Origin of the sequence: Aminipila sp. (assembly GCF_032051575.1) — a bacterium.
Taxonomy (GTDB): Bacteria; Bacillota; Clostridia; order Peptostreptococcales; family Anaerovoracaceae; genus Aminipila.
The window spans coordinates 123,435-139,312 of sequence record NZ_DAMBYD010000011.1; the positions used below are offsets into that span (position 1 = coordinate 123,435).

Sequence of the window (15,878 nt, forward strand, 5' to 3'; positions counted from 1 at the left end):
TATTAAAAAATTGGTATGAAGAATATATACTGTATTTAAGAAAGCTAAAGCAAATAATTTTATAAAAATAAAAAAATGCATAAAAAAGTGCCTATCCCGAGCAAAAGGGGTAGGCATATAGAAGGAGAACTTGGCCAAAAATTGACCATTAACAATCTTGAATTTGCAGAAAACTTTTTATAATCTTAGGACAAAACCCTTTCTTTTTCTAGTTTTTCATTATTCCTAGCAAAAAAGCTATTTCATAATCATCATTTCTTTCAAATTTTCGATGTGACGACAACTTATAATTTAACAATCCAGCATCATTAAAAGCAATTCTTAGCTTTTCTAATTCTTCTCTTGTCTCATCATTCTGTGCAAAAAAAGAAAGATTGGATATAAATTTAGATACTTGAAGCCTACCTGCAAATGAAGAATTGAACCCAAGAGCCCTTAAGTCCCCATGGGTTTTTATTTTTATTATCTTTTGCTCCTTGCTTATTTTTCTTAATATCTTACCCAAATCGGTAAACAGTTGAGTGTTTTGTTGTTTCATTATATTTACTCCTTTTATTTTGAAGTAGGTTAAAATACACCTTCTCCTTAAAAATATTTAATATATTGTTATACTGTGTTTAGGAAGCTAAAAGCAAATAATTTAGCAAAAATATAAAAATACATAAAAAAAGTGCCTACCCCTGAGGAAGGGGTAGGCTATAGAAGGAGAACATCGTTGGCCAGAAAACTGGTCAATGAACAATCTTGAGCAAATTAACTTTTAAACTCTAAGTAAACTATTAAAATTAAGGCTTAATGCAAATTGTAGCTCTTTGTTTTTGTCTTTACATATACTTTCCCAGGCAAAAATTTTGCCACTCTGGATTGTACTACAGATATGTTTTTTGGTATATTTTTTTGTAGTGTTTCTAAATTCTGACGCTATGTTTTTATCTATATTTTTTAGTCCGAATTTTTCTACAAACTGTGTCCAAGGCACAATATAGAAGGTTATGCCATTACTTTCTACTACCATTCTTCAATCTCCTTTTTTTTAATTTTTCCTGCCTTTATTTCTGCAGTTATAGCTTTCATAGCCTCTTCTGGGTGGCTGTAATTGCAACCACTAAAAAATTCATCGTCAATCACGTAGCCCATTGCCTCTCCATCTGTTGGACAAGCAACTTTTAATGCACAAATTTCAAAGCCTTTGTATATAAGAAGGCTCTCGTATTTTCTTTCGTCTAAGTACATTTTTTCATCTCCTTTCCTAAAAAATCCTTCTCATTTAAAAATTTGTATAAATGGTTTTACTTCATCTTTGCAAGTAAAAGCAAATAATAAAAAAACTAAATTTATTTTTATTTTACTCCTTGGCCTGTACACCTCCCCGTGCAGTGCACGAAAGTACCTTTAATCATACACGCGTTTCCGTTACAGTCTTGGATGGTATAAAGCGTACCATTTATATATTGTCCTGCCGCGCGGCAGCCGAGCGCGAATATATATTGCCCATTTTTTTGCGTATCGGAGGCAGTTGTGTAGGTAATTAGAACCGGCATATAAAATCGCTTGCCTGCTACAAGCTCCGATTGATCATTTTTCGTTATATCCAATCCATCGTTTATCACATTTCCACGAAGCGTGGATTTTATCGTGTATGTTACCTTGCTCCCGCTTATGCTACTGGATATAATTCTCCCGTTATCTACGGCATAATTATAATATTGGCTCGTAAATTTACCAGTAGTATAGTCTAAAAACTCTACATTATAGCTCTTTATTTTGCCGGTCGGAAGAGCAACCGAGAAGGTAGTTGTAATAGTAGAACCTGGCTTTATCCCGCCTTGCCATGTCACCCCGTCGGCAGCCCTCCAGCAATCGTAGTAGCCGATGTCCACCGCCGTTGCAGCGTGAGCTTCTGCGGGATGGAATGTAGCCGTATAAGCGGCGCACATGGCTACGATAACACAAGTCATAAATGCTATTTTTTTTATTATTCTCATCATTTTAGGCTCACCCCCGTAATTTTATATACTGCATTATCGTCATCTACAAATTTGATTAAGAAACCGTCTTTTAAAGCTACTTTCTCTGCATTAAAGAGGTATAAATACGTGCCGTCAGTCTGTAAAAAACACCATGTCCCGTCCGCATTTACTACAGCCGGGATAAGCTTTCCATCGCCGTTAAAAAGCTCTATATCTTGCTCGGTGGAACTCGTCACTCTAATCCATTTTTGAGGTTTTTCAATTTTTGTAATACCCCTAAATGGCAGCTTTACCTCTCGTACTTCCTCTGTCCCATAATCCGTTTTTGTTCTTTGGATTTTCGCAGTTCCTTTTATTGTGTAGCTAACAGGCGTAGGTAAAACTCGTTTGCTTGCATCTACAAGCCTGTAAATAACTGTTGCTGATTCTGCACGTGTTAATAGGGAATAGGGCTTAAAAGTGCCGTTGTTGTAGCCCGTAATTATCCCCGCTGCATAAGCCTCCATGATGGCATCATTATGGTCATTATTAACGTCAGATAGGTTGCTTTTCAGATTCTCATTAGGTGTTACATTTGTTATAGCAGCTATTATTAGCGCCATGTCTTGCCGACTAATTCCATAATCCAATACTGCACTATCTATGTCACTAGTTGTAAAATACCCCAGTTCTATGGCTTTATTATAATAGTTTAACGCCCAATTCCCAGTATGGCTATTCCCAACATCATTGCCGGTTGCAGCAATTAACGCCATCTTAATAAATTCTCCATAGGTAACAGTATTTCCAGGCTTGAAGCTTCCATCCTGATAGCCTTTAACAATTCCTTTCTGGCTCATAGCACTAACTGATTCATAAGCCCAGTTTGACGATTTTACATCATTGTAGCCAGTACTTGCAAAGGCGGTAGCAGTAAGGCTTGCAATTATAAAAATTGCAACTATTATTTTTCTCATATTATTTTGCTCCTTTCATTTTAAAAGGAGGCTATTTAAAAACCTCCTTCTCTTTAAAAAATATTGATATATTGTTTTACTTTATTTAAAAGGCTAAAAGCAAATAAAAAACGCCCTCAAGGGGCGGGATATGCGGGGGAGAGCTATAAAGCTCTCTAATTTTAAATTAATATTGCGGTAAAAAGCATTAATGTTACAATTCCCATTATAATAGAATCTCCTAACGCCCACTTTTTACCTCTGTTTTGCGCCTTTTTTCCGGCGCAAACATACAACATCTCTTTTCTCATTTTTTTGCTCCTCCTTAAAAAATCCATTGATTTTAATAAAGAGTACATTACGCCTTGGTTTAGGCGTAAAAAAAGAGTGCTGCTAGGAGCACCCTTGATGATGTACTCCCTATGTATATATTATCTATTCTAATGCAGCTTTATAATTTACTAATATCTCTTGTAGTAGCTCATTACTCGTCCAATTATCAACAAATTCGATGTTTTCTAATGTGGCAGCAATGATTTTTGCATTATTTATTTGTCGCATAATTTTTGCAATTTGTAAAATCTCCTCCATACAAAATTTCTCCTTCCTTTTTTAATTTATATATACTGTTTTTATAGAAGAAAAAGCAAATATTAAAGTATCCGTAGTTTACGGGTCCCCCCCTTCGCCTCTGGGCTCAGGTTTCCTCCCCTACATAATATATAATTATAGTAATAAGCTTTACTTATATATTATAATCTGTAGCTTTTTGCTACACAAAAACCTTTTTATTTTAGAGGGCTCTGCTTTTTTTGTATTTTTTTAAGAACAAAAGAGGACTGCCAGAACGGAGGAAGTGAGCAGAGCCCTCCCCCTATAAAAATGCCAAAAATACTCATTAAGAGACTTTTGACATTTTTGAGATAAATGAAAATTAATACATATGACTGCCGTCACATCGTCGTTTCGTTTCACCTTTCCACGCTAAGTCCCGGAAATCCAGCCCTCCGGGGCAGCGTTGCAGAAAGGACTGGTTACCTCCTACAACTTAATCGCGCGGAAACCCCAAACTGGATTCCGCCCACGCTGTTTTTTATATGGCCGCGTTCGCCTACAAAACATATATTATATGTTATATGCTCGTCCGATTTTAAATGCATGGGCTCGGAAGACCTCTGTTTATTTATATAGCGCAGTATCAGCTTCTGTCGCTTTTGCTTTCCTTTATTCAGTTTTTAGCAATAAAAAAGCGGACCAATGGTCCGCTGAAACGATGGATTTGACATCTGAGCATTCTATGTAGTATAACTATACTAGTAAATTAAAGCTCAAGTGGTTTTCGCAATCGCCTTTGCGGATCCGGCTATAAAGTGTTGGTAGCACTTTATGGCAGGGCTTTTTTTTATTTGTTTTTTGTGTGATATAGGGTTTTACTTCATCCCGAATAGCAAAAGCAACTAAAAAAAGGCAAAAATAATAAAAAAGTTAATAAATACAAAATAAAAACAATTCCAATATTGTATACAAAATAAATTTGGGCAAAAAAAATAGCCCCTTTTGGGCTTTAAACAAAATAATGCCAAAGCATAAAGCCTTGGCATTCTCTATTCTAGAATTAAAAATTAAATTAAAACTTTGTTTTTCCTATTATACTCAAAATTAGCACTCCAATAATGCAGCCATTGATTCTACAATAGCATTCTGCTAATGTGTCCTCCTTTGTTGAAAAAGATACCCTTTTAAATATATCTACAAATAGAATTAATTCATAATAAAGAAAAATTTGGACAATTTAAATAACAAATACGTAGTCTAAATTCCTATGAAGTTTATTTAATCAAATTTGTTTCTTAAACTAAGGCAATTGATTTAATCAGCCAGCATTTTTAGTAGAAGAAATAATATGCTATTGAAGGTGAGTGAAATTATGATTTACCCCTACCAAATAAGTTTTACTATAAAGATAGATTAAACACGATAGCCCTTAATAGGGGCTATTTTTTATTTATAAAATAGGACTTTATATATAATGCAGTCCTTAGTATAAAAGAAAACGACTTAAGCAGAAGGACTACAGTATTACTAATTATTATAAAAGAGAGTAGGTAAAAATATGACTTTATATGAATGGTGTTTGGAGAATAATAAGGAATACCTTTTGAGTGAGTGGAATTATAATAAAAATGGAGATACTACTCCTGATAACATATCCCATGGTAGTAATAGAAAAGTCTGGTGGGTATCTTCTTGTGGATATGAATGGCAAGCGGTGATTTACAATAGAGCACATCGAGGCGATCGGTGCCCTGTTGAAGCCGGTAAAGTAGTAACTGAGCAGAATTCTCTTTTATCCAAATTCCCAGAGATTGCAAAGGAATGGCATACAACAAAGAATGGCACATTAACACCAAAAGATGTTTTACCGGGAAGCAATAGAAAAGTCTGGTGGGTATCTTCTTGTGGATATGAATGGCAAGCGGTGATTGCCAAAAGAGCGCTCCGTGGTGATGGTTGCCCTGTTGATGCTGGCAAAGTAGTAACTGAGCAGAATTCTCTTTTATCCAAATTTCCAGAGATTGCGAATGAATGGCATCCAACAAAGAATGGTACATTGACAGCAAAAGATGTCTTACCCGGAAGCAATAGAAAAGTCTGGTGGGTATCTTCTTGTGGATATGAATGGCAAGCGGTGATTGCCAATAGAACGCTCCGTGGTGATGGTTGCCCTGTTGATGCTGGCAAAGTAGTAATTGAGCAGAATTCTTTTTTATCCAAATTCCCAGAGATTGCGAATGAATGGCATCCAACAAAAAATGGTGCATTAGCTGCAAAAGATGTTTTGCCCGGCAGCAATAAAAAAGTTTGGTGGAAATGTAATTCTTGTGGGCATGAATGGCAAGCGGTAATTGATAAAAGAACGCATCGTGGCGATAAATGTCCAAATCATTACTCAAAGACATCATTTCCGGAACAGATGATATACTATTATTTCAAAAAAACACTTAAGTGTGAAGTAATAAATAGAGCAAAAGTGGTAGGAAAAGAGGTTGATGTTTATGTTCCATCATTTAAATTTGGCATAGATTATCGTGGGCATTACTCCCACAACTATCCTGAAAGACAGTTAAAGGATGAAGAAAAAACCAAAGCATTAATAAATAATGGGAATACAATTATTGTTGTCAAGCCTAGTGATGTTAATTTTATAGATTTAAATACAAAAACTATATATTGCATTATAGATGAAGGATATAAATTTATGAATTTTGTGTTAGATAACATATCAAAATTTCTTTCAAATAATATTGGGTATGATATTAAGTTTAATATTAACTTAGATCGAGATAGGATGGAAATTTTGAATCAATACCATTTAAGTATAAAAGAAGGAAGTTTGGCGTTATGTAATCCAAAGTTGGCAAATGAATGGAATATTAATAAAAATGGTAACATGACTCCGGACAGGATTTCGTATGGAAGCGGAAAAAAAGTCTGGTGGGTATGTAGCTTTTGTGGTCACGAATGGCAAGCTACCGTTAATAATCGGAACAAGGGCAAGGGCTGCCCCAATGGATGCCATCACAAAAAAAATCAAAAGACAACTGATGTCTTTTTTTCTTTATAATCTTCTATCCTAAACATAATCAAAAGGAGGCTAATTTAACCTCCTTTTGATTCCTATTTGTATTTTTCATTATATTTACTCTAGCATTTCAATCTCAAATCCACCACTTATAATAAACTTTTGGAGTAGATTATGTGCTTTAATGTTTACCTTGAATAATGGTATTTTTGTTCCTTCCAATCTTTCAAAATATTTTTTTACACTGTTTTTATCAATGGCGTTTTTTTATGTCATTTTTCTTTAGCTCGTACCTTTTTCTGCAGTGTTTTAAAAAGTTTACGTTTTACTACTTAAACTAGATCCTTCCACCTACTCCTTTAAACTTATCTACAAAGGCAGAAATTTTCTGGAAAACGCACTGTTTTTTGGTCAAATATTGAGGATTAAGAGGACTCATTTTAGGAAGAATTTCATTAAGCTCCGTTCCATTTTCACTGGCATATTCTCTTTTTAATGAATTTAAAATATATCTTTTTGCAGCCTCTTCGTTAAGTTTCTCACTATTTATCAACTCTTCTGCTTCACGTTTTTGCTCAGTTTGAGCAAATGAGAAGAAGGCATCAATAATACTCGCTTTATCTTGAATACTGTCTAAATCAGCTTGGTTAATAAAATCAACTACTAGGCTTTCTTTTGCACGGTTTCCTACACTTGAACGAATTAAGCGACGAACTTCTTGAACCAAAGATATTTTATCTTTTACTTTTTTGTTATGTTCAAAAATAAGTTCAAGAATGTAATCTAAATTGATTTCTTGGGATTTTAAAAGATCTACTTCAAAAACAACATCATCCCAATCAATAAAGGCATTTTCTTTCTGTTTTCCATCTTTTTCACGGCGGAGCCAATCACGAATATCATTATATGAAGAACGATAATCTTGAATAGTCCTTTCTTCCAGTACTCGAATCTCTTGCATAACGGCAATATCTTCATCCGTTACATAATGCGTAGATTTAAAATCTTCTAAAGCTTTAGAATCCGTAATATCTATTGCTTGTAAAGCTTTTAAACCTGAAAATTCGTCATAGTTCTGTAGGATATTTTCAATACGTAAGTATTCACCAAAAAGTTTAACAAATTGTTTCTTATCCTTTTCAGTAACAATCTCATGAACATTAGGAAAACGTTCTTTTAGTTCTTTTACTACATCTACATACCCACGACGTGTTTCCCCAGTTGCCACATCCGTAAATCCTTCCATATACTCTTTATAGCTTTTTTCAAGCACCACATTTTTAGTGTTTTTATCCCCAAAAAGAGTAATGGCGTCTATAGTTGCTTGTTCTAAATCTCTAAAAGTAACAATATTTCCAAAGGTTTTGGTAGAATCATAAATACGATTTGTTCTCGAAAAGGCTTGCATTAAACCATGATACCTCAAATTTTTATCAACAAATAAAGTATTTAATGTAGGCGCATCAAAGCCAGTTAAAAACATACCTACAACAATCAATAAATCAATCTCTTTGTCTTTTACTCGTTTTGCAAGGTCACGATAATAGTTTTGAAACTCATTACTTTCTACGCCATAATTGGTTTTAAACATCGCATTATAGTCTTTAATGGCTAAACTTAAAAACTCTTTTGCACTGTGATCCATTGCTGATGGTTCAAAAGTTTCATCAATAATTTCACCAATGGCATTCTGCTCTTCATTAGCAGCAAAAGAAAAGATGGTAACAATTTTAAGGGGGTTACCGCTTTCTTTTTGCAAGTTATTTAATGCTTCATAGTAGAGTTTAGCCGCGTCAACACTACTCACAGCAAACATGGCATTAAATCCTTTTCCATTTGCATTTAAACGATGGGTTTTTACTTTAAAGTTATTAAGAATATATTGAGAAATTTCTTTAATCCGTTCAGGATGCAGTAATGCTTCTTTATTTTCAGCAGCCGATAGCTTTTTTTCATCCTGTTCTTTTTCAATCGTTTTGAACTTAGGACGTACATCATTATAATCTACCTTGAACTTTAAAACTTTTTCATCTCTAATTGCATCCGTAATTACATAAGAGTGCAACTCTCGGCCAAAGACCGAGGCAGTCGTTTCAGAGCCTAAAGCATTTTCGGGGAAAATAGGCGTACCTGTAAATCCAAACTGATAGAACTCCTTAAACTTTTTATTGATATTTTTTTGTGCTTCACCAAATTGTGATCGGTGAGCTTCATCAAAAATAAATACCACTTGCTTATTATATATAGGTAATTCTGTTTCGCTTTTAATTAGGTTATTAAGTTTTTGAATCGTCGTAACAATAATTTTATTATCCTCTTTTTCAATGTTACGCTTTAACCCAGCGGTACTGTCTGAACCATTAACACTATCAGGTGAAAAACGTTGATACTCTTTCATAGTCTGATAGTCTAGGTCCTTCCTATCTACAACAAAAAATACTTTATCTATAAAATTCAATTCAGTAGCCAACCGAGCTGCTTTAAAACTAGTAAGAGTTTTCCCCGAACCTGTTGTATGCCAAATATATCCTCCACTTTCTGTGTTTCTCCATTTTTTTGCTAGGTATGAACTTTTTATTTTCCATAAAATCCTTTCTGTAGCAGCAATTTGATAAGGACGCATAACCAGAAGATTATCATTCACATCAAAAACTGAATATTTCAGTAGTACATTTAATAAAGTATTTTTCTGGAAAAATGTAGCAGTGAAATCTTTTAAATCTTTAATCAGGGTATTATCCGATTTTGCCCAATTCATAGTAAAATCAAAACTGTTCTTATTGCGTTTAGTGGTATTAGCAAAATAACGGCTATCTGTACCATTAGAAATTACGAAAATCTGTAAATATTTAAATAGAGAGTTTTCAGAATTAAAACTCTCTTTACTATATCGATGAACCTGATTAAAGGCTTCACGAATAGCAATTCCACGCTTTTTAAGCTCTACTTGTACTAAAGGTAACCCATTAACCAAAATAGTAACATCATAACGGTTAGCTTGATTTCCCTTTTGTTCAAATTGTGAAATCACTTGTACTTTATTTCTTGCAATATTCTTTTTGTCTACTAAGTATATGTTTTGAATATGTCCATCATCAAAGACAAAGTCATAAATATAATCGTTATGAATTTTACGCGTCTTATCAATAAGATTGTCACTAGGTTTATCTAAAAACTGCTCACAAAATCTAACCCATTCAGCTTCTGAAAACTGGACACTGTTAAGAGTTTGCAACTGTACCCTAGCATTTTCAAACATCTTTTCAGGAGTAGTTAAGCCTGGTAAAGGTTCATAACCTTGATTTACTAAATCTTGAATGAATTCTACTTCTAAATCCGCTTCAGTTTGATAACCAGCTCCTCGTTGGTCTATCTGGGTATATTTATCTAAAACTATAAAGTTGTTTGATTCTGCAATGGGTTTGTAATCGCTCATTAATTTTCCCCCAATAAAATTTCTTTTTTTCGTCTTATTTAAACTGATATGTTTTCTTAATTTCTTTTAATAAATACTGTAAAACACGTTCATCATCATCTGATAATTCAGCCACTTCGTCTCCAGAATGCTTTGAATGGCTTGAAATATTTATTATTCTTGCCTCATAAGGTCTAGGATTACCATTTGTAATTTTAAACAAAAGTTCTCCCCAGTTATCGTAGCCTAAAAATGTTGATGTCTTCTCTAAAATATTTCTGATAAAATTAAAATGATACTTTTTTAACTTTCCTGCTTCAATAGCTTTTTCAATTTCAGTTTTTAAAAAAAGATGATAGGAAAAAGGAGAATCATTGCTTTGAGTAACTAACTCATATTCTCCATCTTCATTTTTTTTAAGCAAATATTTTTTAAATGTACCATTCTTAAACTCATTATGTAGCACATTATAGAATAATGGATTATGTGTGGTTATAATAAATTTAAGGTTCGATTCACTGGATTTTATTAATTGTGCTAAATTTACTGCTAACTCAATCAAGTGGTTATCATCTAATGAACTTACAGGGTCATCTATAAATACATATTCCAGCTGATCAAACTGATTTGTTTCCCTGTCAATTTGTTCAACTACATTTAATACATCAATAACTTGTTCAAGTAGAGAATAGAAAACACACCATACAAAATTACTTTCTTCTCCTTTTGAAATTTTAATATTATCTGAACGCTCATCATTACCCCGCTCATAGGAAAAGGCTATTTCTGTAAAAGCTCCTACTGATATTTTTTTTCCATCCTCATTTTTAATATATTCTTCATTAAAATGTGGAGTTAATTTTTCATCAGTATACTGTTGAAAATTTGAAATAATATTCCTATCCTGTCCTTGCTCTTCAAAAATCCATCTTGTAAATGAGTTAGGTTGGATTTTAAGTTTTGGTTCAGTATCATTTTGCAAGTCATTATCCCAATAGAATAAATCTTCCGTAAAAGCATTATAATAAAGGATTTTTTTACTAACTACTTCTGATTCCTCTAGCTCCGTATCACCATCTACTTTCGGTGTCACTAACGATTTGAACTCCCGTGAAAGCCTAGTTTTACCAGTTCCGTTAAAAGCATACAACAGTTGAACTTTTTTATTATTATCCCTTAACTGTTGTGCAATATCAGTTAATGAAGTACCCATATTATATTACTACCTCCTCTTTTGGAAAGCTAAGAAGCATATTACGGTAATATTCGTATTGCTTTTGACGCAACTCTATTTCACTAGGTAAACCCTCGGTAATAGAGGATGTCAAGGCGTGGAATTTATCTAAAATAGATACTATTCTAGCTTGTTCCGATAGGGAGGGAATGGCGATTTCAAATTTTTCCAACTTGTCTCCATGTACTCGAATAACCTTTGTACCTGTTCTATTTTTCTTTTTATAATCAAAAAACATAGGCGTTTGCAAATAATAAGCTAAATACTTTGGGTTTTGGCTATGCTTAAAAACATAGGTTTCTCCGCTGACACAAACCTCATCTTCACCCAGCCAAACTAAAGGCTTGCAAACATCTTCAATATTTTCGCTTGTAGTCGCTATAATCAAATCGCCTTTCTGCGCTTTTCTCAACTTAGTTGCTAACGTTGGTGAAACAAAAGATTTTGTATGATATGCAAAATTCCCATAGTAAGTATAAATTTGACCATAATGGATACAGCCTACACCGCTCTCTGCAAAGTCATTTTTCTGTAAGCCGTTGCCCCGAACAAACTGCCCTATTTCCCCCAACGTCTTCCACTCAACTTGACCTTCGTCAAAAGTTAACAACTTATCACGGTAATATTCATATTGCTTTTTACGGGCGGTAAGCTCTGCAGTAAGCTCTGCGTTTAGCTCTGTGAAAACCTCTAAGATACGAACGATTTCTTCTTGTACTTTAAGCGGTGGAATGGGGATAGGGATTTTTTCGACCTGATTACTCATCAGCTTCGGATTCCCCATACCAGAATATACGTGCTTTTTTGCTTCAATTGATAGCCAATAAAACAAATACTTATAATTCAACCTTGATTCATTATTTATCTTTATTAATCCGCTAACATTTGTTATTGAAAATTTACCAGTTCGATAAAATACTGTACCTGCATTTGCCCCATCAGTTGTCCAATTGACATATTCACCATCAAAATCAAACGTATCTATACTTCCAATCATTCCATTATTTGCCGTTTGAGAACTAAAAACAGGGTAAATACCTTTATTCTCGATAAGATACTGCTTTGACATTACTCGACCACGTTTTAACTCTGCAACATCCCCTAAACTCTTCCACTCAACTTCAACCCCATCAAGCAATTTATCCATAAAATCCGACTTAATCATGATTCAACCACCTCAATAATCTTATCAATTTGGGCACGAAGTTGGTCTATCCTTGCTACTGTCGTTTTTATTTCTGCATTCAGCTCACTTATATCGATGACTTCCCTTGTGTCTTTTGCTTCCACGTAAGAACTTACAGAGAGGTTGTAATCATTTTGAACGATTGCATCATAATCAACAGATTTTGCAACATAATCAACATCTTTTTTACTATCAAACATTTTCATAATTTGCTCAATATGTTCATCTAAAAGTATGTTATTATTAGTCTCTTTTTTATAAAAATCTACTCCACTTGCATCAATAAATTGAGTATTATTATCACTTTTATGCTTAGAAAGAACCAAAATATTAACCGCTATTGAAGTCCCGTAAAAAAGGTTAGGTGCTAATGAAATAACAGTTTCAATAAAGTTGTTATCAATCAAATATTTTCTAATTTTTTGTTCTGCACCACCACGGTAAAAAATACCGGGGAAACATACTATAGCAGCACGACCTTTGCTTGAAAGATAACTAAGTGCATGAAGTACAAAGGCAAAATCAGCTTTAGATTTTGGAGCTAATACGCCTGCAGGGGCAAACCTTTCATCATTAATAAGCGTTGGGTCATCACTGCCAATCCAATTTACTGAATAAGGTGGATTAGATACAATGGCATCAAAAGGCTTTTCATCACCAAAGTAAGGGTTTAAAAGCGTATTTCCTAAAGCAATATTAAACTTATCGTAGTTTATGTTGTGTAAAAACATATTCATACGAGCAAGGTTATAAGTTGTATGGTTAATCTCTTGTCCATAAAAACCATCTTCAATAATATGAGCATCAAACTGTTTTTTTGCTTGTAATAAAAGCGAACCCGAACCAGCTGCAGGGTCGTAAATTTTATTAATGGTTATTTGCTTGTGTATTGCTAATTGAGCAATAAGTTTAGATACACACTGCGGGGTAAAAAATTCACCTCCAGATTTTCCTGCATTAGCAGCATAATTAGAGATTAAAAACTCATAAGCATCCCCAAAAAAGTCAATGTGGTTATCTTCAAAGTCACCCAAACTAAGTCCTTCAACGCCTTTTATAACAGCAGCTAAACGACTATTCTTATCCTTTACCGTATTTCCTAATCTATTACTTGTGGTGTCAAAATCGGCGAATAAGCCTTTAATATCTAGTTCAGATGGGTAACCATTTGCTGAACTTTCAATGTCAGAAAATATCTTAGCTAAATCTGTATTCAAGCTTTCGTTTGTATTAGCTCTTTTCGCAATATTAGTAAATAACTGACTAGGATATATGAAATAACCTTTTGTTTTAATTGCATCATCTTTAATTTCTTCAGTTATAATATCATCATCAAGTTCTGCATAATTGACACTTTCGTCGCCACCTTCAATATATTTAGCAAAGTTCTCACTAATAAAACGATAAAAAAAAGTTCCTAAAACGTATTGTTTAAAATCCCATCCATCTACAGAGCCACGGACATCATTGGCTATTTTCCAGATTTGAGATTGTAATTCTGCACGTTGTGCTGCACTTGACATTTGCATACCTCCAATTATTATAATAAGAACTCTCGGAAACTCCAAAAGTCCTAGTTTGCTCTTTTTGGTCCATAGGTACCCTCCAAATATATAAGACTTGCCCTAAAGCTCGAATTATATTATAAAAGTACTTCCAAATATGTTTGAAGTTTTTCTTCCACCTTTAACTTCTTGCCATATTCACAGATCATTGTAATGTTTTTGTCTTTTCTTCTAACATACCTTTTAAAAGCATCCGCGGTAATCTGTATATCCGTCTTATTATGCTTTCTTAAAATATCACATAAAGTTCTTTCCATATTGTAAGCTCTCACAGTATTACCAGCAGACGTTTTTACCTCAACAACCCCGAGCTCATACAAATCCATAATCACACGATTGCACTTAACATTTTGGCCTTTAACTGTTGAAATATTGTAATTATGAGGAAAGGTCATTTGAAATTTTGCTGGCATTCCGTCGGTCAAGTCAAATAAGTAGAGCGCAGTAGTACCAGAAAAAATCCCTCTTTTATAGCGAACTTGAAGATTATAAATTTCATCTTCCCACGATCCCGACAATTGATATACACCCCGTCCTGTCCGCTCTAACAAACCTGTATCAACCTTGTATTTGAGATTGCCACGTGAAATTCCTGCTTTCGTTACCTCAGCAGCAGTTATGACACCATTATTTTTTTTAATCATTTCCATTATGAACTCTGTACTTGCCATAACACACCTTCTCTTAAAAATAAAAAACCTTATGCATATAATTATGGCATTTTTATGCATAAAAGTCAAAGTTTATTTACTAAAATTTCCTATTCAAAACTTTGTTTTGGGTATTTTCTTTTGAAAATATAACTCAGTGCGTGATAAATTCTCTCTACAATTCGGCACGCACTACACGTGCGTGTTTCGAAGTCATCTACGATATCATTAAAATATTTTTCTCTATTTTTTCTACCTTTATATGTAAGGTTGTATAAAGCTTATCCATATTTCTTTCGCTACATCATCTGTTGACATAGTTTTTTGCCCTGACATTGAAAACATAGAGTATAAAACCAACTGTCCATCTTCAACCTTTACAGAAAATATTCCATTAAATGAATTATTATTTCCCATTGAATATCGTTCACAAGAAATACCTATATTGTTTTCTCTTCCACCAAATGAGTTGCCCAGAGATAATTTCAAAGCTCTTACTTGGCTACCACTTTTATAAAATTCATATGTCGTTGTCCTACTATCAATCTCTTCTATTTCAACTTGGAAATTTTGATTTTCTTTTTCTAATTGTTTGCAAAGCTTACCAAGAATACAGTTAATTCTACTAAAATTATTGGCCATAAATTTGTTTTTTTCTAAATCCGTAGGCTGTGAATTTAAAACCATTTTAGGGATATCTAGCTTAGAAAAAATATCATCATCACCTTTTTCAATAGATTTTTTCGCCTGTTCCTCCTTTAATATCCCCTGCTCAATTAATTTATTCTTTATAGATACACTGATATCTGATATATTGGGATTGTTCATATCAGAGACTTTACCTAAAAACTCATCTATATTTAGGGTAATGTTTTGCGTTCTTTTTAAATCGTCTATAATGGAGCCCGCATTAATAACATCTTTAATTTTAAGCATCTCCTCTTTTAGTTTTTTAAATTCTTCTTGCCAATACGTTATATACTGTATCCGGCCAGATGTATTAAAAATTTTCTTTTCCACTACTACGGGAAAAATCTTATCTTGATAGTTTCTTTCTTTCATAACTTCTAAGACTTCATACATACAATTGAAAGATTTCAAATAATTATCTGTGATAATAAGCACCGCATAATCCATATCCCTAATACTTTGCATATATTCGCGAATGCTTTTCCATGAACTGATATCTCTAATATCTCTATGTAATACTATGTCTTTATCTTTAAAATACAACTCGATGTCGTCGGCATAAATTCCGTCCTTTTGACAATATGAAATAAATAAATTTACCATTATTAATCCCCTCTAAAATACGCTTTTGAATAAATAAATTTTACTTT

At 33.5% G+C, this 15,878-nt stretch carries 14 protein-coding genes; 1 reads left to right on the forward strand and 13 read right to left on the reverse strand.

Annotated features, from left to right (window positions below):
- Positions 1–208 precede the first annotated feature (208 nt).
- The 7 genes from RTW14_RS15285 to RTW14_RS15315 all read right to left on the reverse strand — a co-directional run bounded on the left by RTW14_RS15285 (position 209) and on the right by RTW14_RS15315 (position 3,496).
- Positions 209–538, reverse strand: coding sequence for a hypothetical protein (locus RTW14_RS15285; RefSeq protein ID WP_312652975.1), 330 nt, complete (start codon positions 536–538; stop codon positions 209–211).
- A 222-nt stretch (positions 539–760) separates the two neighbouring features.
- Positions 761–1,015: a hypothetical protein gene (locus tag RTW14_RS15290; RefSeq protein WP_312652977.1), complete on the reverse strand. Its 255-nt coding sequence runs from the start codon at positions 1,013–1,015 to the stop codon at positions 761–763.
- Complete coding sequence (locus RTW14_RS15295) at positions 1,009–1,233, reverse strand: hypothetical protein (protein WP_312652979.1); 225 nt, start codon at positions 1,231–1,233, stop codon at positions 1,009–1,011. The genes RTW14_RS15290 and RTW14_RS15295 overlap by 7 nt, the downstream gene beginning before the upstream one ends.
- 107 nt (positions 1,234–1,340) lie before the next feature.
- Positions 1,341–1,838, reverse strand: coding sequence for a hypothetical protein (locus RTW14_RS15300; protein WP_312652981.1), 498 nt, complete (start codon positions 1,836–1,838; stop codon positions 1,341–1,343).
- A gap of 146 nt (positions 1,839–1,984) precedes the next feature.
- Positions 1,985–2,926 (reverse strand): S-layer homology domain-containing protein, encoded by a 942-nt coding sequence (locus RTW14_RS15305; RefSeq protein WP_312652983.1) that lies wholly within the window; start codon positions 2,924–2,926, stop codon positions 1,985–1,987.
- A gap of 161 nt (positions 2,927–3,087) precedes the next feature.
- Positions 3,088–3,216 (reverse strand): hypothetical protein, encoded by a 129-nt coding sequence (locus RTW14_RS15310; protein ID WP_312652985.1) that lies wholly within the window; start codon positions 3,214–3,216, stop codon positions 3,088–3,090.
- 124 nt (positions 3,217–3,340) lie between these two features.
- Entirely contained in the window at positions 3,341–3,496 is a 156-nt protein-coding gene (locus RTW14_RS15315) for a hypothetical protein (RefSeq protein WP_312652987.1), read from the reverse strand.
- A gap of 1,522 nt (positions 3,497–5,018) precedes the next feature.
- On the opposite strand from RTW14_RS15315, the gene RTW14_RS15320 reads away from it, so the two are divergent.
- Positions 5,019–6,530 carry a zinc-ribbon domain-containing protein gene (locus RTW14_RS15320; RefSeq protein ID WP_312652989.1) on the forward strand — a complete coding sequence of 504 codons (1,512 nt, stop codon included), beginning with the start codon at positions 5,019–5,021 and terminating at the stop codon, positions 6,528–6,530.
- Positions 6,531–6,825: 295 nt separating this feature from the next.
- On the opposite strand, the gene RTW14_RS15325 is transcribed toward RTW14_RS15320, so the two are convergent.
- The 6 genes from RTW14_RS15325 to RTW14_RS15350 form a co-directional block, all read right to left on the reverse strand.
- On the reverse strand, positions 6,826–9,924 hold the full coding sequence (locus tag RTW14_RS15325) for a type I restriction endonuclease subunit R (protein WP_312652992.1): 3,099 nt from the start codon (positions 9,922–9,924) through the stop codon (positions 6,826–6,828).
- Between the two features lie 34 nt (positions 9,925–9,958).
- Positions 9,959–11,116, reverse strand: coding sequence for an AAA family ATPase (locus tag RTW14_RS15330; protein ID WP_312652994.1), 1,158 nt, complete (start codon positions 11,114–11,116; stop codon positions 9,959–9,961).
- Position 11,117: 1 nt separating this feature from the next.
- Positions 11,118–12,302, reverse strand: a complete 1,185-nt coding sequence (locus RTW14_RS15335; protein WP_312652996.1) for a restriction endonuclease subunit S — start codon at positions 12,300–12,302, stop codon at positions 11,118–11,120.
- The gene (locus RTW14_RS15340) at positions 12,299–13,846 is read right to left on the reverse strand and encodes a type I restriction-modification system subunit M (RefSeq protein WP_312652998.1); all 1,548 of its coding nucleotides are present in this window, start codon (positions 13,844–13,846) and stop codon (positions 12,299–12,301) included. The genes RTW14_RS15335 and RTW14_RS15340 overlap by 4 nt, the downstream gene beginning before the upstream one ends.
- Positions 13,847–13,965: 119 nt before the next feature.
- Positions 13,966–14,559, reverse strand: a complete 594-nt coding sequence (locus RTW14_RS15345; protein ID WP_312653000.1) for a type IV toxin-antitoxin system AbiEi family antitoxin domain-containing protein — start codon at positions 14,557–14,559, stop codon at positions 13,966–13,968.
- Positions 14,560–14,796: 237 nt separating this feature from the next.
- Positions 14,797–15,831: a toll/interleukin-1 receptor domain-containing protein gene (locus RTW14_RS15350; RefSeq protein ID WP_312653002.1), complete on the reverse strand. Its 1,035-nt coding sequence runs from the start codon at positions 15,829–15,831 to the stop codon at positions 14,797–14,799.
- Positions 15,832–15,878 lie beyond the last annotated feature (47 nt).

What these genes read in the sequence shown, in the direction of transcription:
- RTW14_RS15310 (WP_312652985.1), bottom strand. Translation starts at nt 3,216, where the DNA reads ATGAGAAAAGAGATGTTGTATGTTTGCGCCGGAAAAAAGGCGCAAAAC.
- RTW14_RS15335 (WP_312652996.1), bottom strand. Translation starts at nt 12,302, where the DNA reads ATGATTAAGTCGGATTTTATGGATAAATTGCTTGATGGGGTTGAAGTT.
- RTW14_RS15350 (WP_312653002.1), bottom strand. Translation starts at nt 15,831, where the DNA reads ATGGTAAATTTATTTATTTCATATTGTCAAAAGGACGGAATTTATGCC.
- RTW14_RS15285 (WP_312652975.1), bottom strand. Translation starts at nt 538, where the DNA reads ATGAAACAACAAAACACTCAACTGTTTACCGATTTGGGTAAGATATTA.
- RTW14_RS15290 (WP_312652977.1), bottom strand. Translation starts at nt 1,015, where the DNA reads ATGGTAGTAGAAAGTAATGGCATAACCTTCTATATTGTGCCTTGGACA.
- RTW14_RS15295 (WP_312652979.1), bottom strand. Translation starts at nt 1,233, where the DNA reads ATGTACTTAGACGAAAGAAAATACGAGAGCCTTCTTATATACAAAGGC.
- RTW14_RS15345 (WP_312653000.1), bottom strand. Translation starts at nt 14,559, where the DNA reads ATGGCAAGTACAGAGTTCATAATGGAAATGATTAAAAAAAATAATGGT.
- RTW14_RS15320 (WP_312652989.1), top strand. Translation starts at nt 5,019, where the DNA reads ATGACTTTATATGAATGGTGTTTGGAGAATAATAAGGAATACCTTTTG.
- RTW14_RS15305 (WP_312652983.1), bottom strand. Translation starts at nt 2,926, where the DNA reads ATGAGAAAAATAATAGTTGCAATTTTTATAATTGCAAGCCTTACTGCT.
- RTW14_RS15340 (WP_312652998.1), bottom strand. Translation starts at nt 13,846, where the DNA reads ATGTCAAGTGCAGCACAACGTGCAGAATTACAATCTCAAATCTGGAAA.
- RTW14_RS15325 (WP_312652992.1), bottom strand. Translation starts at nt 9,924, where the DNA reads ATGAGCGATTACAAACCCATTGCAGAATCAAACAACTTTATAGTTTTA.
- RTW14_RS15315 (WP_312652987.1), bottom strand. Translation starts at nt 3,496, where the DNA reads ATGGAGGAGATTTTACAAATTGCAAAAATTATGCGACAAATAAATAAT.
- RTW14_RS15330 (WP_312652994.1), bottom strand. Translation starts at nt 11,116, where the DNA reads ATGGGTACTTCATTAACTGATATTGCACAACAGTTAAGGGATAATAAT.